The organism is Phycisphaerae bacterium, assembly GCA_018003015.1.
GTDB lineage: Bacteria > Planctomycetota > Phycisphaerae > UBA1845 > PWPN01 > JAGNEZ01.
This window is the reverse complement of sequence record JAGNEZ010000017.1, coordinates 26,430-44,909: the sequence shown is the minus strand read 5'-3', so window position 1 is coordinate 44,909 and position 18,480 is coordinate 26,430. Positions and strand designations below refer to the sequence as shown.

The window sequence follows — 18,480 nt, the reverse complement described above, 5'->3', positions numbered from 1 at the left end:
GCCTCAACCACACGCGGGAAGGAGAATGCTCATGATCGTATCACACTTGCTGGGGCTGACCTCGTGTCTGACGCCCCTGGCCGCTCCTGGCGGCGGGGCCGGCCTGGTCCCGTTCGTGCTGCCCTGGAATGACGGGAATGAGGGACCGACCGACCTGAGCTTCCTGAACCACGTTCCCGCCGGCCGGTTCGGACCGATCCGCGCCGGCAACGACGGGCACTTCTATGCCGGCGACCAACGGGTCCGGTTCCTGGGCGTGAACCTCTGCTTCGCGGGGACCATCCCCCGCAAGAACGAGGCCGAGGGCATCGCCGCCCGGATGGCCAAGTTCGGCATCAACGTGGTCCGGTTCCATCACATGGACACCTCGCCATTCCCCAGTGGCATCACCAGGCGAGAGGCGGCCGACAGCGGTGAACTGGTCCCCGAGGCCCTCGATCGCCTCGATTTCCTGATCAGCGAGCTGAAGAAGCACGGCATCTACTCCAACCTGAATCTCCTGGTTGGGCGCCGGTTCCACGCCGGCGACGGCCTGCCCCGCGAGATCGAGGAACTCGACTGGAAGGAACGCCACACCGTGGGCATGTTCAACGCCCGCATGATCGAACTGCAGCAGCAATACGCCCGGGCACTGCTCACCCACCGCAACCCCTACACGCGGCTGACCTACGTGGAAGACCCCACGATCGCGATGGTCGAGATCAACAACGAGAACGGCATCATCCAGCACTACCTGGGCGGCGACCTCGACCGCCTGCCCCGCCCGTTTGCTCATGATCTCGCCCGCCAGTGGAACGTGTGGCTGAGACGGCGGTATCCGACCACCCCGGAACTGAGCAGGGCCTGGGCCTCACGCAACGAACCGCCGGGACGGGAAATGCTCAGACCGCTCGGCGCCCGGACAACCATCGCCCGCCCCGGCTGGAACCTCGAACAGCACGAGGGCGCAGCCGGAAATGTAGTGCTCGAGTCACGCGAGGACGGCAAGCCGCCGGTCGCCCAGGTCACGGTCACCCAGACCGGCAAGCAGGGCTGGCACGTCCAACTGAACCACGCCGGCCTGAGCGTCAAGGAGGGCGATCTCTACACGCTCTGCTTCCGGGCTAGAGCCGAACCGCCCCGCGCCATCGAGGCGGCCTGCGGGCAGGCCCATGAACCGTACGGCAACCTGGGCCTCTCGGCCAGCGTGGCGATCACCCCCGAGTGGAGCGAGCACCGCCTGACCTTCGTCGCGTCCGCCACCGACTCCAACGCCCGCGTCAACTTCAGCGGGCTGGCCAAAGCCACCGGCAAGATCTGGCTGGCCGACACCTCGCTGCGACCCGGCGGCCTGCAGGGACTCCAGCCGGAGGAAACCGTCGAACAGGAGCGAATCCCGTGGATCGGCCGGCACGACGGTCGTGTCTGGTCGCGAGCCGCTCGCATCGACAAGCTGCGTTTCCTGTGGACCCTCGAACGCGACTACTGGCAGACCATGCAGCGGTTCGTCAAGGAAGACCTGAGGTACCCCGGCGTCGTCATCGGCACAATCGTCGGCTGCAGTACGCCAAACCTGCAGGCCCGGTTTGACGCGGTGGACGGCCATGCCTACTGGCAGCATCCGCATTTCCCGAACCGGCCCTGGGACCCGCGGGACTGGACGGTCCAGAATCGCAGCATGGTCAACGAGGCCGGCGGCGTCCTGGCCGGACTCTCCATGCAGCGGGTGGAGGGCAAGCCTTTCACCATCACCGAATACAACCATTCCGCGCCCAATACCTTCAGCAGTGAATGCCCGCTCCTGCTGGCCGCCCATGCCGCTTTCCAGGACTGGGACGGGATCTTCCTGTTCGCCTACAATCACAGCGGACGCTGGGACACCGGCAAGATCGACGGCTTTTTCGACATCGGCCAGCACCCGACCAAGATGGTCAACATGCTCGCCGCGGCCCTCATGTTCCGGACCGGTCATGTCGCTCCGGCCACCGAAGCGGTGCTCAGCGGCCTGCCCCCGGAGCGGGAACCAGAACTCATCCTCCAACAGGGCCGGGCCTGGAAACAGGTCGAACAGGATGCCCTGGGCGTCGACCCGGCCATGTCGCTGCTGCATCGCACCGCCATCCGCGCCGGGGCCAGAAACCGTGAAGAGCCGCCATCTCGGATCGCTCCGCCGGACACCCGATTGCTGGTCTCGGACACCAAGGAGATCACCTGGGACCGCCGGGTGCCCAACCAGGGCGTCGTTACCGTCGATACCGCTCGCACCAAGGCGGTCATCGGCTTCACCGCCGGTCGCTCGTTTATTCTCGGTGATGTCACCCTTTCGCCCGGACGCACCCTTCAGGACTGGTCGACGATCTGCGTCTCCCTCATCGAAGGTCGATCGTTCGCCGGACCCGGCCGGGCAATCATCGTCGCCACAGGCTCCGCCGAGAACACCGACATGCGGTGGACGGACGGCACGCGGTCCAGCGTCGGCCACGAATGGGGTCGCTCGCCGAGCCTGGTCGAGGTCGTGCCGGCCCGCATCACGCTGCCGCTGCCGCCCGAGCGCCTGGAGGCGTTCGCACTCGACGAGAAAGGTGAACGCCGAAACCGCATCCAGCCCAGACCCGACGACCGCGGCGGAAGCACCATCGAGATCGGCGGGCAAGGAACCCTCTGGTACGAGTTGATCCTCAAACGCGATCGGCGGGGACGATCGCTCGACCGGTGATTTCGTGGCCTGCCTCGGCCTGAACACGCCTGGGCGGGCATGCCGCGTCGGCCGGTGCGCGCCGTCCGACAGGTGGACGATTGCAGCCGTGGCTGGGCTCCGGGCATGATGGCGGTCGGTCCGGCCGGCATCCCGGTGACTCGCGGGCAGGTCAGCGCTCGCCTCAGCCAACTCTGCGTGGCGGCTCGACCCGCTCCACGCGAAACGCGAAGCCGTTGCCGTTTTCGAACGGTTCGAGGACACCCGTCGCAGCCAGGATCGGCTGACTCACCGTCAAGTGACCGAAATGCCGGTAGGTGTCGGGAAACAAAATCGCCTCGACGAAACCGGTGCGGTCGGCCAGGGTGACGAACTTCATCATCTCGCCGCCTGACGTGGTATTGAGCCGGTCGGCCACCATCAGGCCGCAGACCGCGACCCGCCGCCGTGAACGAACGCTCAGTTCGCTCACCGGCGTGTAACCCGGCCAGTCAATGTACCGACCCCTGTCGTCGCGGCTCAGGAAAGTCAGCGGCTCCATCGTGATTGGAAAGCCGAGCAGTTCCATCTCCCGCTGGGCAGTCTGCCAGACGTCGGGGCGGGTGAGACGGATCGGCAGACCGGGCGACTGGCGATCGCTTGAGGAAGGGTCCACGGGCGAGTTGCCGCGCCGCGGGTGTGCCGCAAACAGGCTCCCGCCCCGACGGCTCTCCTTGAGCAATCGCCGCATCTGCCAGAACATCGCCGACCGGTTTTCACCCAGTGCATCGAGCGCCCCGCTGTCGAGCAACAACTGGGATTCCGCGTCGCCCGGCCGGCATCGCTCAATGAAATCCGCCAGGTCGATGAACAGGCCTCGTTCTCGCTCGCCGTGGTAGCGGTCCAACCATGCCTCGGACAGACCTTGAATGTGACTCAGCGGCACGCGAATGAACCCCCGGCCATCACTCTCGCTTCGTTCGACGCGGAATCGCGGGCCCGAGCGATTGACGCACGGCGGGCGGAAGCCGACCCCCAATCGCAGAGCCTCGAGCACGTACAGGATTTGCGGCAATGTCGGCGATTGGGCGTAAAAGCCGCGGTAGTTGGAGAGAATGGCCGCCAGATAATGCGCCGGCCAGCGGCACTTGAGCCACGCGCCCTGGAAGGCCTCGACCGCGTACTCGGCCGAGTGGGCCTTGTTGAACATGAATCCGCAGAATCCGCCGACCATGTCCCACACCGCCGCGATCTCGTCCTCGCGACGACCCATCCGGCGGGCGCTGCTCCAGAACTCGCCCTTCAACTCGGCGATCAGCTCCCGCTTCTGCTTGTTCAATGCCCGACGGAGCACGTCCGCCCGGCCGAGGTTCATCCCCGCGAAATCCACCACCACCTGCAGAATGTGCTCTTCGAAGACCATCAGCCCATAGGTGCTCGCCAGCGAATTCTCGATCGCGGGATGCACGTAGCTCGCCGGCTCGAGCCCCTGGTAGCGGCGGGCAAACCGGTCCTTCTTGCCCTGGTTGGCCGCACCCGGCCGGATAATGGCTACAATCGCGGTCAGCGCGTCAATGTCCCGGCAGTTACACTGGCGAATCAGACTGGTCATGGCGGGCGATTCAATGTGATGCACACCCCGGGCGCCGCCACTGGCAATCATCGACCAGGTCCGGTCGTCCGAGTAGTCCACGTCCGTGGCCAGATCGATCGGCTCGCGCTCGGTGCGGTTGATCTCCGCCACACTGTCACGGAGCACGGACAACCCTGCCTGGCCGAGCAGGTCGATCTTGATGAAGCCCAGATCCTCGATCGCGTCCATGTCGTACTGGGCAACCAGCAAGCCGCGCGGTGAACGCTGCACCGGCACCAGCGCGGTCAACGACTCCGGCGATACCACCAACCCGCAAGGGTGCATCGACCAATGATGCGGCAATCCTTCCAGTGCCCCGGCGGTCCGGAGGATGGTGCGGTAGGGCTCCTCGAGTTGCGCGCTGCCTGGGCGAGCGATCGCCCGGTGACGCTCCTCTTGACGATGAGGCGGCGGCCCTCCGCCTATCGCTCCGGCTTCCTCCCGCTCCTCCTCGCCGCCCGCCTGGAAATCCGCGACTCGCCCAAACCAGGGCAATCGCCTCGTAAACTTGTGGATCTCATGCGGCGGAAGACCGTAGACCTTGCCCAGTTCGGCTACCGCCGCCCGCGCCCGGTAAGTGTTGGCCGCCCCGATCATCGCCACTCGATCGTGTCCCCAGCGCTCGTACACCCAGCGCATGACCTCCTCGCGCCGGTCCCAGGGCAAGTCCAGATCGATGTCGGCCATCTTGCTGAACTTGGCTCGCTCCGGGTTGAGGAAACGATCAAACGGAAGGTCAAACCGGAACGGGCAGGCGTGGCTCACACCCAGCGCGTAACAGACCAGCGAGTCGGCCGCCGACCCCCGGGCCAGCGTGGCGATGCCCCGACCGCGGCAGTAGGAGACGATCTCGTGGAAAACCAGGAAGTACTCCGCATAGCCAACCTGCTCGATCACCGCCAACTCGCGATCCAGCCGGCTCAGAGCCTCCGCCATCGACGGCCGCCGTCCACCGATCCCTCGCTGCGGCAGCTCATCCACATACCGCCGCCGGCAGCCGGCCACACACAACTCGCGCAGATACCGCACGGCCGTCTTGCCGTCGGGCGCATCAAACGCCGGAAACCGGTTGCTCGAAAAGTCAAACCGGAAGTCACATTGCTCGGCGATGGCCGCCGTGTTCGTCAATGCGTCCGGCCGGCGACGGAAAAGCCGCGCCATCTCCGCCGGGGTGCGCAGATGCCACCGCCCAAGCGGCTTGTCCGCGTGCGGGACGCCCAATAGGGTCAGGGTGCCGATCGAAGCCAAGGCTCGCAGGATCGGGTTCATCTCCGGCCGCGGACACCGTGACTCGCACGTGGCCACAACCGGCACCCCCGCCTCATCCGCCGTCCGCCCCCGCCGCCGGGCCTCGGCCGCATCGTCGGGATGGTGAATCGCCAACTCAACGTACAGCCACCCCGCGAACGCCTCACGAAGAGCGCCCGAGTTGAGCATCGTCCTCAACCTGCCCACAGCACCCTCTCGCCCTTCTTGCTGACCGCTCACCGCTGATCGCTGACCGCTCCCCAACAAACACCACAACCCCTCCGCATGGGCGCACAGATCCGCAATCCCCAACGGCTCCTCGCGCAGGTGATGCGTCGATACCAGCCGGCAGAGGTGGCCGTACCCGATCGAGTTGCGCACAAGCATCGTCACCGCCGGGCCGTCCCGCAGCATCAGTTCAGCACCGATCACCGGCCGGATCCCCGCCTTCTCGCAGGCCTGCTGAAACGCCACCACCCCGTAAAGCCCGTGCAAATCGGTCAACGCGATCGCGGACATCCCATGCCGCACCGCGAACTCCATCAGCTGCGCCGGCGTGGTCAACGACGACCCGAACGAATGAGCGGAACGATTGTGCAGCGAAAGGAACATGAGTAGCAGTCTGCGATCAGCGGCCAGCAATCCGCAGCAATCAGCTGCTTCGGATTTCAGAATTCACCTCTCGCCCCCAGATCTTGGTCGTCCATTTAAAACTCCTAATGCTTCTCGGCGCCCTCGGCGTTTCGCCAGTTCACCTCTCTTCGCCTATTGCTGATTCTGATCGCTGACCGCTGGTTGCAGATCGCTCTGACTGCTCTGACCACTACTCACCACCCAATCATGAGCCCGCATCAGGGCCTTCCGGCCATGCCGGTCGCGGATTGCCTCGCAAGTCAACGCTAGGTCGCGCTGCCTCTGCTTGACGCCGAACAGGTCCATTTGCCGATACCCATGGTAGACGTTGGTCAACGTGACCTGGACCATGCGGAGCCTTACCCGCCGATCCCACAATCGCTTGAGCAGCTTGGACAGCAGAGGGTACATATCCTGCTCGACGTCGGTCGGCTCGGCCAGGCTGCTCTGCCCCTGGTGCTCGTCCATGTCCGTGTAGCGGATCTTGACGCTGACCGTACGGGCCTGCTTGGCATCCGCCCGCAACCGCACCAAGGCATGGTCGACCAACGCTCGCAGCTTGGCGTCCACGAACACGGCGTCGGCCGTATCTTCGTCGAAGGTCTCCTGGTGCCCGTAGGAAAGGGCCTCCGGCCGATCGGCCACCACTGGCCGGTTGTCGATGTTACGGGCAAAATCGCGGAGCTGCCGGGCGGACGAGCCCATCAGCTCGCTCAGCCAGTCCATCGGCATGTCCGCCACCTGGCCGATGCGGGTCAGGCCCGCCGACTGCATCAACCGCGCCCCCGCCGGCCCGACGCCCGGCAGCCACTTGACCGGCAAAGGGTGCAGAAACGCCAGCTCACGATCCTCGCACGGCGGAATGACCGTCAACCCGTCAGGCTTGTACAGCTTGCTGGCGATCTGGCTGAGCAGCTTGTTGCGGGACAGGCCCTGCGAGATGGTCACCTTGAGCCAGTCTTTGACGTTGGCTCGCAACTCCTGGGCCACCTCTTCCGGATCCTTCCGGAGACACTGCCGCGTGCCGGTCAGGTCCAGGTAGCCCTCGTCCACGCCTTGCTTCTCGACAATCGGAGCCACCTCGCCGGCCATACCGAAGATATGATCCGAAAACTGCTCATACAACTCGAACCGGGGCGGTACGACGATCAAATGCGGGCACCGCTTGCGGGCCTTGGCTACCGGCATCGGAGTGTAAACGCCGAACGCCCGGGCCTCATAGCTGGCCGACGCCACAATCCCCCGGTGCAGCCCCCCCACCACGATCGCCCGCCCGCGCAGCCGTCGATCCGCCGCCTGCTCCACGGAGGCAAAAAACGCATCGGCATCGAAATGGAGAATCGAACGCATGAGTAGCAGTCAGCAACGGTCAGCGGTCAGCGGTTGAATGGTCTGGCTGAATGCTGATCGCTAATCGCTATCCTATCCTCCTAATAACAGTATGTGCCACACCCTGAATCACCAGCTCCTCCAGCGGAACGAGGTTCGGCTGATTGGGATTCTCCGACGCCAGGTACGGCCGTCCGTGACGCGTCACCAGCCGTTTGAGCGTGGATTCGCCGTCGATGAGAGCGATGACGATGGCCCCGGGTCGAGCCTCGGGCGTGAACTCCCCGACAACCACGTCACCGTCGTGAATGTCGGCTCCAATCATCGACTCCCCGCGAACGCGGAGGGCGAAACTCCGCCCGTTGGCCCGCAGGACGGCCACCGGGTCCAGCCGAACACACCCGGCCTCGATCTCTTGCGGCCACCCGGCCGGTATGCTCGCGATCTCCTCCCCGTCGCCAGACAAGTTTTGTGGTTCGATCTCCATGACCCGCATCCTCCCAACATGCCCATCAAGCCAGAGGACCTGGGCCGTGACGCATCATCTAGTATACCCTAACAATAACCAAACATCAAATCGGGGGGCGGAAAAACCTCACAACCCCGACGAGGCACCCTTGAGGAAGTCCTCCCGGCTTGCTCGGCGATGGTAATCATTTGATATTATTGGGGTTAACGCATTCAAAGCCGGATAGACGCGATCCTGGCCGAATCGCTGATTGCCCGAGGATGACGCCCATCGAGCGCCCCCCTATTCCCCCATTCGCGTATTGGTCCTGCCGATCATTCTCCTTCATCCTGCGAGAAGAACGCGACCGTTGCCCCGGAATCATACGCCCTTCGAACTATGATCAAAGGGAACAAGCGAACTTTCCGTCCGGCCAGGGTGACATAACAGGTAGCGACGAGCCCCGGCGGCAAAGGTGAAGTCGGGTCAACCGCTTCGAAAGCCTCGAATCATGCATCAGGAACCGCATTCTATCCCCCGCGATCTGTGCCGGACTCGCGCCACCCCGGGCAACCGCTCATGGCCGCGATCGGGGTTTACCCTCATCGAAGTGCTGGCCGTGGTCGCGATCATCGCCCTCCTGATCGCCATCCTCCTCCCAGCCTTTTCCCACGCACGACAGCAGGCCTATGGCGTCAGCTGCCGATCAAACCTCCGGCAGCTCATGACCGGCATGCTCCTCTACGTCGGTGGCGAAAAGGCCCTTCCGGGTACGCACGGCCTGTTCTGGATGCAGGCCTTGTTCGGCCAGGAGTGGCCGCGGCCCCCGGGCGTGACCTGGGACGGGCCCCGCGACCGGCAGGTAGCCCTGCAGTACGCGCCCGCGTACCGGCAACCTTACCACCTCGATCCCGAGTTCGTCGCCGACACGCCGGGCAAGGGCACACTGTACAAGTACGTCAAGCAAGCCGCGGTCTACGTCTGCCCCTCCGACCGGCCCGGCCCGGCGGACGACACCGATGTCGGCGGCGGGGGCAACGGCCGGCTCAGCTACTCGATGAACGCCTACATCGGCTACCGAACGCCCGAGAACCTCCAGAGCTTCGTCTACGTGGCCGACTCGCTCAACAACCAACTACCCGGCGGCCACAGACGAGTCTCGTTCACCGCCGGTCAGAAGGTCATCTTCCAGCCCTCGCGGTTCATGACCATGTTCGAGGACCACCCGTTCTACCACACGAACCGAAACTACCCCGACGGGAGTTTCAACTGCATCGATCGCATCGCGACCCGGCACGCGCTCACCTCGAAGAGCGGGCGAACCGAGGGCCGGGCCGGCATCGCGTTCCTCGACGGCCACGCGGAGGGCCGCCTCTACCCCGCCAAGACGCTCGGCCGCGAACTCTTCGCCGAGGTCGGCCAGCCTCAGTTCTGGCGCGAATCCGGCCAGCCGGACATCCCCAATTTGTCCGCGTTCATCAAACGGATCCCAGGGCCGTGTCCGTGGTGAGCTGGCGACGCACGGCCTCACCGCCGGCGAGCCACTCCCATCTGTCGTCCGGGCCTATCGCACCCGAAGAATGATCCGGTCCTTCACCCAGTGGTCACGGTACCAGCTGCTGGCCTCGAAGGTGTCCTCCAACTCGCTCATCCGTTTCTTCAGCAGGGCCCGGAAGCGATTCAGCGTCGGGGCCTGCTCGGCGTCGGTGACCAGGTTCCGGAGCTGATACGGATCGGCCACATGGTCGAACAGCAGTTCCTTGCGGTCCTTACGATAAATGGCGTAGGTGTACCGCTTGTCGCGGAGGGCTCGCCACTCGTAGCCATCCTGCCAGATCGCGCACGCCCCGGTGTTCTGCAGGAATGCCGCCTCAGGCTCGGGCCCCGACCGGCCGAACGCGCAGTGGCTGAGGTCCATGCCCTCGACCTTGGCGGGAATGGGCAAGCCGGCCATCGCGAGAAGCGTCGGCATGATGTCCGGCGTGTTCAGGCAGGCGTCGCTCGACTGGCCGGCCGGTGTCTTGCCCGGCCAGCGCACGAGAAATGGCACGCGGATCGCCTCTTCGTAGAAGATGTTCTTGGCCCGCCGACCCTGGGCGCCCATCATCTCGCCGTGATCGGAAGTGAACACCAGGATGGTGCGGTCCCGGATCCCGGCGTCGTCGATCGCCTTGAGCAGCCGGCCGAGGTTCCAGTCGAGATTGGCGGTCATGGCGTAGTAGCCGCGCATCATCGCTGGAATCCTCCGGCGCTCGTCCGGCCCTCTGTATCGCCCCCAGTCGTCAGCGTACGGGTCGTTTTCCGTTTTGTAGTTCGGCGGTAGCGCGAACCGCGGAGTACCGCCCTCGTCGGCGAACATGGCGTAGTACTCGGGCGGCACGTTGTCCTGCCCCCAGGGATCGTGCGGCGTGCCGACGGAGAGGAACACAGCGAAGGGTTTCTCCGAGCGGGCAAAGCGATCGATCAGGCCGGCGGCCATCTCCGTCTGGAAATCAGGCTCATAGCCGTTGACCGGAATCTTCTCCAGGCTGTTCGTGTGGTAGTAGGCCTTGTAGTACTCGTGGTGGAAGTTGTAGGCCGCCCAGAACCCATCGAAACCCAACCGGTAAGGCCCCGGCGGCGTAAACGAGTTCTTGGGGTCGTAGTGGTTCCCCAGCTCGTTGGCCCACAAGTGCCACTTGCCAATGTAGGCCGTGTCGTACCCGTGCCGGGCCAGCACATGGGCCAGGCACTCGTGGTTGGGATTCATGCGCAATTCGTTGATCACCATCCCGGTGGACGTCGTGTATTTGCCGGTGAACAGTGAGGCCCGGTAAGGCGCACAGACCGGATGGCCGGAGATGGCGTTGCGGAACACAACGCTCTGGCTGGCCAGCCTGTCGAGGTGGGGCGTTCTGGCCCTCGAGTCGCCGGCAAAGCCGCAGGACTGGTACCGGAGCTGGTCCGCCAGGACAAAAATCAGATTGGGCTTCGGAAGCCGAGACGCACCCGCCTGTGCACCCCGTTCCGTCTGACTCGCCGCCCCGGCAACGGCGAAGGTGACCAGATTCAACAAGACGATCGGAGCAGGCCAAGTCGATTTCATGAGTGCGCACGTCCTCCCTCTGTCCTGGCGGTATGATAATCCAGGCGGCTCCGAGCCCAAAGCCGGAGACCGAGAAACGAGGCCGGTGGGAAACGAAAGCCGCTCCCCAAGCACCAGCGTCCTGATCCGCAGGACGGGCCGCGAAGCTCACGAGCCAGTTCCGCTGGCCAAGCCGGAAAACGCACGTTATTCTGCCTCCCGTATCTTTTTGACCGGAGGATCACCATGAATCGTCGCGATTTCCTGAGGACGAGTGCGGCCGCGTCGGCGGTCAGTGCATTCAGCGGTTCCTTCGTCCAGGGCGCGGAGCCGAAGGCGGGGCTTCGCGTCGGGCTCATCGGCACCGGCTGGTATGGCAAGTCCGACCTGTTCCGCCTCATCCAGGTCTCTCCGGTCAACATTGTCTCCCTGTGCGACGTGGACAAGAAACAGGTCGATGAGGCGGCCGAGATGGTCGCCACGCGCCAGATCTCGAAGAAGAAACCCCGAGCCTACGGTGACTATCGTGAGATGCTCAAGGAGAAGGACCTCGATATCGTCTTGATCGCCACACCCGACCACTGGCACGCCCTGGCCATGATCGCGGCCGTCGAGGCCGGGGCAGACGTGTACGTGCAGAAACCAATCAGCGTGGACGTGGCCGAAGGCGCCGCTATGGTGGCCGCCGCCCGCCGCACCCGGCGCGTGGTCCAAGTCGGCACGCAACGCAAGAGCACCCCCCACTTGATCGACGCCAAGAAGAACGTGGTCGAGGCCGGCCTGCTGGGCAAGATCGGCCACGTGGAGATGTGCTGCTATTACCACATGCGGGCCAATGGCAACCCGCCGGTCCAGCCGGTTCCCGACCACCTCGATTACGAGATGTGGACCGGCCCGGCACCACTCCGGCCGTACGACGGCATCCCCCACGTACGCTGGTGGCGGACGTTCACCGAGTACAGCAACGGCATCACCGGCGACATGTGCGTGCACATGTACGATACCGTCCGCTGGATGCTGGGCCTGGCCTGGCCGAAGCGAATCACCTCGACCGGCGGGATCCTGGTCCAGAAGGAAGGCAAGTCCAACATCGCCGACACCCAGACGGCCACCTTCGAGTACGACGGCCTGACCTGCGCCTGGACGCATCGCACCTGGGGCAATCCGACCGACCCGAAGTACCCCTGGGCGCTGTTCCTCTACGGCGACAAGGGTACACTCAAGGCCAGCACCATGAGCTACGACTTCTACCCGGAGGGAAAGAACGAACCGTCGGTCCACAAGGACTGCGTCTTCGAAAAGGACCAGTACCCCGAGGACGTCAACGAAAAGGCCATCGAACTCAACGCGGCACCGGCCACACGCCTGCACATGAAGGACTTCCTCGCGGCCATCGCCTCACGCGGCAAGCCGGTGGCCGACATCGAGGAAGGCCACATCTCGACCGCCTCCTGCATCCTGGCCAACCTGTCCATGAAGCTCGGCCGCCCGCTGACCTGGGATGCCAAGGCCGGCAAGGTCGTGGGTGACGACGAGGCGAACGGCTTGCTCAAGCGGCCGTATCGGAAGCCGTGGGTGCATCCGGCGGATAAGGCCTAGGCGGCGGAAGCGGCATGGCGCCCAACCGAGATGCCATCGGGAACAGCCCGCGACCTGAACCCCACCCCCGGGTTCTCGAGGGCCCATGCTGCGGCCTCCATGCCCGGCGGGCGAGGCCGCCGGGGCGGAGCGCGGAGGCAGGACCCCCAGGGACTGTCGCATTTCAGTACCTTGATCGGGGAAATACGCCAAGGTAAAGTGGCCGCGTTGGTGTGGAACCGTCGTACCGTTCGAGAGGAGCGAATCATGTCCGGACAAGGCCGATGCTGTGGTGGGCGTTGCCGAGCGCCGATGTCGACCGAAATGAGCCGCCGCGAGTTCATGGAGAAGCTCACCGCGGGCGTCGCGGCCCTGGCCGTGGCCGAGGAGTACACGCGAGCCGAGAACCTCATGGAGAAGTCGCTTGCCCTGCCGGCCAAGCTCACCGGCTCGCGCACGTATCCGCTGACCCCGGCGCGGGTCTACAAGGGGAAGAATCTCGAGGCGGTCGCCATGCCGATCGGCGGCATCGGCACCGGCAGCATCTGGTTGAACGGACAGGGTGAGCTGGGCGTCTGGCAGATCTTCAACAACTTCACCGAGCATCGCATTCCGGACAGCTTCTTCGCGGTTCGAGCTCGCGGCAAGGACGGCAAGGTCATCACCCGCGTACTCCAGACCACCGAGGACGGCTCGCTCAAGCCGGTCGAATCCCTGGAGTACGAGGGCGGCTACCCGATTGCCCGGCTGACCTTCCGCGATCGGGCTCTGCCCATCGAGGTCCTGCTCGAAGCGGCCAATCCGATGATCCCCCTGGACGCCGCCAACTCATCGATCCCCTGCGCCATCTTCCGACTGATCGCCAAGAACACCGGCCAAGACGCGGTCGAAACGGCCTTCTTCGCCGCCATGCAGAACGCCGTCGGCGGCGGTGGGGACGGCGGCATTCGGGGCGTCAAGTACGGGAAATACGGCGGCAATCGCAACCGCGTGGTCCGCGATCGGGGCCTGGTGAGCGTGGCCATGGACAAGTCGGCCGATCCGGTCGCGTCCGGCCCGGTCAAGGTCCGCGACGCCAAGGGCCTCGAGGTCGCAGGCCAGGAGATGCTCTGGCTGACCGGGGCTTCGAGCCTCACTCGACAGATCACCGAGCCGATCGCCCGGATCGCGTCCGACGGTGGCATTGTCCTGGTCGACGGCGTGTCCAGCGATTTCTTCGACAACCTGGCCAAGCTCCGCGCCGCCGCCAGCGATTTCGCCTCCGTCGCGACGGTCTTCGAGGACTTCGAGAAGGACACCTACGAGGGCTGGACGGTCAACGGCGCCGCCTTCGGCAGCGCACCCTCCCGCGGCACCGAAGCGAACCAGCAGCGGGTGAGCGGCTTCACCGGCAAGCGATTGATCAATACCTACCTCGGCGGCGATGCCACCCAGGGCACGGCCACCTCCAAGCCCTTTAAGATCGAACGCCGCTACATCGGCTTCCTGATCGGCGGTGGGCACCACCCCAAAGAAACCTGCATCAACCTGCTGGTGGACAAGAAAGTGGTTCGCACCGCCACCGGCAAGAACGACGAGACCCTCGATGCCGCGGGCTGGGATGTGGGCGATCTCAAGGGCAAAGAGGCCGTGATCGAGGTCGTCGATCGCCGGTCCGATGCCTGGGGCCACATCAACGTGGACCGGATCATCTTCTCCGACGTCCCGCCGGAAGCCCTGCTGAGCGAGGCCAGCGCCGCAGCCGTCGTCGCCAAGGCCATCGGCGTGACCTTCAAGGGCGCCGAGGACGCAACGCTGGCGGCCGGTACCGGCGCGGTCCCGACCAGGGACGCCCCCGACACGCTCCAGGCCCCCGCCGCTGAATGGAGAGTCTCGGGCTACACCCGCCTGGGCGGTTGCACCGTCGAGCGGGGATATCGCGTCCTGACAACGACGCCGGGCGGCGATCCCCTGGTCATTGAAGGACCGCTCGGCAAGGGACGCATCATTCTGGCACTGGCCCCGCGGCTGCCCTGGAGCTTCGGCAGCGCCCTCCTGGCCGCCGCACGTCCCGAACCGCTCAAGGCCGGTGAGCGGATGGTGCCCGGTGACACCGGCTGGGGAACCATGGCCCTGACGGCCTTCGACCCCACTGCGGCCGCACTTCCCGCCTGGAGGTACGGGGAAGAACTGACCACATTCATGGGGAACCCGGCAAAGGTCGCCGACAAGGAGGCCGTGAGCAAGGCCGGCGAGACGATCAACGCCGCGCTCGGGGTCCCCTTCACACTCCAGGCCGGCGAGTCCCGCACGGTAACCTTCGCCATCACCTGGCACTTCCCCAATGTGCGGCGCTTCCAGCATGCGGGAAACCTCTACACCCGGCGCTGGGCCGACGCCTCCGCTGTCGCCGGTTACCTGGCCACGAACCTCGACGCACTCTGGGAGCGAACCCGGCTCTATCACCAGACCGTTTACCAGTCCAACCTGCCCGAGGAGTTCATCGATGCTATGACCTCGCAGGTCGCCATCCTCCGCGGCCCGACCTGCTTCTGGTCAGAGGACGGCTACTTCGGCGGGTTCGAGGGCAGCTACGGCTGCTGCCCGCTCAACTGCACGCACGTCTGGAACTACGCCCAGACCCACGCCCGGCTCTTCCCAGCCGTCGGGCAGAACATGCGGGTCTCCAATTTCGTCACCTTCCTGCATGCCAACGGGCAGACGTCGCACCGCGAGCACGGGCCGCACGACGCCTTCATCGACGGGCACTGCGCCTGCATCGAGGCCGCCCTGCGCGAGTACCAGCTCAGCCCGGACAGGAAGTTCCTCGATCAGGTCTGGCCGGGCGTCAAGAAGGCCGTGGACTGGATCGTTCAGGCTATCGACAAGAACAAGGAAGGCACGCCCCACGGGCACCAGTGGAACACCTACGATACGGCCGTCTCCGGCGAGAACACGTTCATCGGCTCGCAGTATCTGGGCGCACTGGCCGCCGGCGAGAAACTGGCTTTGATCATGAACGACACCGCAAGCGCCGAGCGCTGGCGACTGGTGCGCGAAGCGGGAATGAAGACCCAGAACGAGAAGCTCTGGAACGGCGAATACTACATCCAGACCCCTGAAGCCAAGCCGGCCCACGACTACAACACCGGCTGCCACGCCGATCAGCTCCTCGGCCAGTGGTGGGCCCACATGCTTGGGTTGGGTTACCTGTTCCCGGTCGATCGGGTCAAGAGCGCCCTTGCCGCGGTCGCCAAGTACAACTTCCGCGAGAAGCTCGAAGGCTTCAAGCAGATCCCGCGACGGTACGTGCCCGATGACGAGGGCGGGCTGATCATCTGCACCTGGCCCAAAGGCGGGCGGCCTGACCCGTTCATTCTCTACGCGGACGAGGTCTGGACCGGTATCGAGTACGCCGCCGCCGGGGCGATGGTCTACGAGGGCTTGATCGACGACGCGAGGAAGATCGTGCGCATGGCACGAAGCCGCTATGACGGCCGGCGCCGTGACGGCCTCAACTCGGGCCCGGGCGGTAATCCTTACAACGAGCTGGAATGCGGCAAATTCTACGCCCGGGCGATGAGCTCGTGGTCGCTCCTCATCGCCAGCCAGGGACTCGTGCTCGAAGGGCCGAAGGGCATCCTCGGCTTCAAGCCCAGGTGGCAGCCGGAGGACCATCGTTCGTTCTACACCGCCCCCGAAGGCTGGGGCCTGTTCATGCAGCAGCGCAAGGACAAGGAGCAGACCGCCCGCATCGAGGTTCGCCACGGGCGATTGAAGGTCAGCGAGCTGGTCTTCGCCGTACCGGACAAGGCCCCGGTCAAGGCTACCGTGACCGCCGCCGGTCAAGCGATTGCCGCCGAAGTTCAGCAGACCGAAACGGATGTGCGGCTCGTTCTCGAGCATGAACTGGCCGTCACCGAAGGCTCGGCGATCGAGGTCACCCTGCGTCAGGCGTGAGCGCCCCTCTGGAGGTCCACGATGCCACAGAGCCTATCCCGCGCGGTGTAGGACCGGCATCTTGCCGGTCATGGAACAGAGTGGAAGCCTGTCCCACACTCCCAAGTGAGATAGGCTCTTTGCCCGGCGAGGACATGCATCACGCGGAGGTCATGGCCCCGGCCATGGAGTCGATCATCCAAGTCAACGGCCGCCCGGACGCACCGGCCAGAGACATCACCCTCCGCGGACTGACCCTGTCGATCACCAACACGCCGCTGGTGGCCGGTGGCTTCGGGCCGGCGCTTTCCAGGGCGCCGCCGCCCTCCACATGGCCGAGAACTGCCGGCTGGAGGACCTGACCGTCACCAACGTCGGCGCGATCACCACGGCCAAGCACAACGTCCTGTTCAGCGCCGAGGGCGACGTGAAAATGGAAACCATGAAGGACTATCAGACGACCGGCGAACTGAAGGTCGAATCGGGCGACAGCTGGCTCCTCGCGGACCCGATGCTGACCGAGTACGAGAAGGGCAAGGTCACTTTCGCGAAGGACTCGCCGGCCCTGAAGCGAGGGATCCATGCCATCGACGTCAGCGCCGCGGGACGGAAGGCGATCCCCCAGCCGGAACACGGACCTGTGGATCGCGAGTGAGGATTCTCGTAACTCGTTGCCTTGCCGCGGGAAGGATAGCGTATGCCGGTCGTGCCCACGATAGACGCGATCAAGATCTACCGGCTGAAGATGCCTTTGGTCTACCCGTTCCGCACTGCCTACGGCAGTGATGACGCGGTCGGTTCCGTGGTCGTGAAGCTGGTTTCCGGCGGCAGCTACGGCTGGGGGGAGTCGCAGCCGTTCCGATTCCCGACCTACGGTCCGGAGTACTCCGCGGGCGTGTTCCTGACCGTTCGCGAGGTCCTGGCTCCGGTTCTGCTCGGCCGGGAGATCGATACCGGTGAAACCCTCCAGGAACTGCTTTCGTGCTTTAAGGGCAACTTCTTTGCCAAGGCCGCCCTGGACATGGCCTGGTGGGATCTGCACGCCCGCCTGACCGCACGGCCGCTCTGGCAGGCCATCGGCGGGCGGGGCGGAGCCGTCGATGTCGGCGCCGACTTCGGAGCCATGGAAACGATCAACGCCCTGCTGGCCATGATCGACGAAGCCGTCAAGGCGGGCTTCAAGCGAGTCAAGCTGAAATACGCGCCCGGCTGGGATCTGCACATGGTGGATGCCGTCCGCCGGACGTTCCCCAAGACGGTCTTCCATATCGACTGCAACAGCGGATACTCGCTCAAGGACGTAGATATGTTCCGGCGGCTCGATCGTTTCCACCTCGCGATGATCGAACAGCCGCTCATGCACGACGATCTCGTGGACCATGCGACCCTGCAGAAGCAGATCGAGACGCCGATCTGTCTGGACGAGAGCATCACCTCGCCGCACCGGGTCCGCCAGGCAATCGAGATCGGCGCCTGCCGGTGGGTCAACATCAAGCCCTGTCGCGTCGGCGGGCTCACCCCAGCACTGAGAATCCAAGACCTCTGCCTGCAGGCGGGTGTCCCTTGCTGGGTCGGCGGCATGCTCGAGTCCGCCCTTGGGGCACGCCACTGCATGGCCATGGCCTCGCTGCCCAACATCCGGTATCCCTCCGACATCTTCCCCAGCAGTCGGTTCTTCCGGAAAGACATGGCTCGCCCGGAGATCGTGCTCTCGGGCCCGTCCCAGGTCACCCTGCCCGATGTCCCCGGCGTCGGGGCCGAACCCGATCCGACGGAACTCGAACACCTCACCGTCGAAAGAGCCTGCCTCGAACTCGAACGCGGCCCGAAATCGGGAGGCGCCTGACCCAACGCCGAGGACCGTGAACCACGCCGTCGCGGGCGACCAACTCGGCTTCCGGCCATTCACTTCCACCCCTGCCCGACTCAGAGATTCTCTACACCGCCCCCTCCGCCCCACCGCCGTCGCGACCTGT

11 protein-coding genes are annotated in these 18,480 nt (G+C 65.1%); 7 read left to right on the top strand and 4 right to left on the bottom strand.

Annotated features, from left to right (window positions below; translation table 11 throughout):
• Positions 1-31 precede the first annotated feature (31 nt).
• Positions 32-2,695, top strand: a complete 2,664-nt coding sequence (locus KA354_09770) for a carbohydrate binding domain-containing protein (protein ID MBP7934919.1) — start codon at positions 32-34, stop codon at positions 2,693-2,695.
• 163 nt (positions 2,696-2,858) lie between these two features.
• Here the strand turns inward: KA354_09770 and KA354_09765 are convergent, their stop codons facing one another.
• The 3 genes from KA354_09765 to KA354_09755 form a co-directional block, all read right to left on the bottom strand.
• Positions 2,859-6,146 (bottom strand): DNA polymerase III subunit alpha, encoded by a 3,288-nt coding sequence (locus KA354_09765; protein MBP7934918.1) that lies wholly within the window; start codon positions 6,144-6,146, stop codon positions 2,859-2,861.
• A gap of 153 nt (positions 6,147-6,299) precedes the next feature.
• On the bottom strand, positions 6,300-7,517 hold the full coding sequence (gene dinB / locus KA354_09760; protein ID MBP7934917.1) for a DNA polymerase IV: 1,218 nt from the start codon (positions 7,515-7,517) through the stop codon (positions 6,300-6,302).
• A 67-nt stretch (positions 7,518-7,584) separates the two neighbouring features.
• A complete protein-coding gene (locus KA354_09755; GenBank protein MBP7934916.1) occupies positions 7,585-7,992 on the bottom strand; it encodes a hypothetical protein in 408 nt (135 codons plus the stop codon).
• A 463-nt stretch (positions 7,993-8,455) separates the two neighbouring features.
• Here KA354_09755 and KA354_09750 point away from each other — a divergent pair, with 463 nt between their 5' ends.
• Positions 8,456-9,454, top strand: coding sequence for a prepilin-type N-terminal cleavage/methylation domain-containing protein (locus KA354_09750; GenBank protein MBP7934915.1), 999 nt, complete (start codon positions 8,456-8,458; stop codon positions 9,452-9,454).
• A 54-nt stretch (positions 9,455-9,508) separates the two neighbouring features.
• On the opposite strand, the gene KA354_09745 is transcribed toward KA354_09750, so the two are convergent.
• On the bottom strand, positions 9,509-11,029 hold the full coding sequence (locus KA354_09745) for a sulfatase (GenBank protein ID MBP7934914.1): 1,521 nt from the start codon (positions 11,027-11,029) through the stop codon (positions 9,509-9,511).
• A 225-nt stretch (positions 11,030-11,254) separates the two neighbouring features.
• On the opposite strand from KA354_09745, the gene KA354_09740 reads away from it, so the two are divergent.
• The 5 genes from KA354_09740 (at position 11,255) to menC (ending at position 18,350) form a co-directional block, all read left to right on the top strand.
• Positions 11,255-12,607, top strand: a complete 1,353-nt coding sequence (locus KA354_09740) for a Gfo/Idh/MocA family oxidoreductase (protein MBP7934913.1) — start codon at positions 11,255-11,257, stop codon at positions 12,605-12,607.
• Positions 12,608-12,853: 246 nt separating this feature from the next.
• Positions 12,854-16,525 (top strand): hypothetical protein, encoded by a 3,672-nt coding sequence (locus tag KA354_09735; GenBank protein MBP7934912.1) that lies wholly within the window; start codon positions 12,854-12,856, stop codon positions 16,523-16,525.
• A gap of 134 nt (positions 16,526-16,659) precedes the next feature.
• The gene (locus KA354_09730) at positions 16,660-16,866 is read left to right on the top strand and encodes a hypothetical protein (protein ID MBP7934911.1); all 207 of its coding nucleotides are present in this window, start codon (positions 16,660-16,662) and stop codon (positions 16,864-16,866) included.
• The gene (locus KA354_09725) at positions 16,836-17,159 is read left to right on the top strand and encodes a hypothetical protein (protein ID MBP7934910.1); all 324 of its coding nucleotides are present in this window, start codon (positions 16,836-16,838) and stop codon (positions 17,157-17,159) included. Before KA354_09730 ends, KA354_09725 begins: the two co-directional genes overlap by 31 nt.
• 42 nt (positions 17,160-17,201) lie before the next feature.
• Positions 17,202-18,350, top strand: a complete 1,149-nt coding sequence (gene menC, locus KA354_09720) for an o-succinylbenzoate synthase (GenBank protein ID MBP7934909.1) — start codon at positions 17,202-17,204, stop codon at positions 18,348-18,350.
• The last annotated feature ends 130 nt before the right edge of the window (positions 18,351-18,480 follow it).

What these genes read in the sequence shown, in the direction of transcription:
- KA354_09755 (MBP7934916.1), bottom strand. Translation starts at nt 7,992, where the DNA reads ATGCGGGTCATGGAGATCGAACCACAAAACTTGTCTGGCGACGGGGAG.
- KA354_09725 (MBP7934910.1), top strand. Translation starts at nt 16,836, where the DNA reads ATGGCCGAGAACTGCCGGCTGGAGGACCTGACCGTCACCAACGTCGGC.
- KA354_09730 (MBP7934911.1), top strand. Translation starts at nt 16,660, where the DNA reads ATGCATCACGCGGAGGTCATGGCCCCGGCCATGGAGTCGATCATCCAA.
- KA354_09735 (MBP7934912.1), top strand. Translation starts at nt 12,854, where the DNA reads ATGTCCGGACAAGGCCGATGCTGTGGTGGGCGTTGCCGAGCGCCGATG.
- KA354_09765 (MBP7934918.1), bottom strand. Translation starts at nt 6,146, where the DNA reads ATGTTCCTTTCGCTGCACAATCGTTCCGCTCATTCGTTCGGGTCGTCG.
- KA354_09745 (MBP7934914.1), bottom strand. Translation starts at nt 11,029, where the DNA reads ATGAAATCGACTTGGCCTGCTCCGATCGTCTTGTTGAATCTGGTCACC.
- KA354_09740 (MBP7934913.1), top strand. Translation starts at nt 11,255, where the DNA reads ATGAATCGTCGCGATTTCCTGAGGACGAGTGCGGCCGCGTCGGCGGTC.
- menC (MBP7934909.1), top strand. Translation starts at nt 17,202, where the DNA reads ATGCCGGTCGTGCCCACGATAGACGCGATCAAGATCTACCGGCTGAAG.
- KA354_09770 (MBP7934919.1), top strand. Translation starts at nt 32, where the DNA reads ATGATCGTATCACACTTGCTGGGGCTGACCTCGTGTCTGACGCCCCTG.
- dinB (MBP7934917.1), bottom strand. Translation starts at nt 7,517, where the DNA reads ATGCGTTCGATTCTCCATTTCGATGCCGATGCGTTTTTTGCCTCCGTG.
- KA354_09750 (MBP7934915.1), top strand. Translation starts at nt 8,456, where the DNA reads ATGCATCAGGAACCGCATTCTATCCCCCGCGATCTGTGCCGGACTCGC.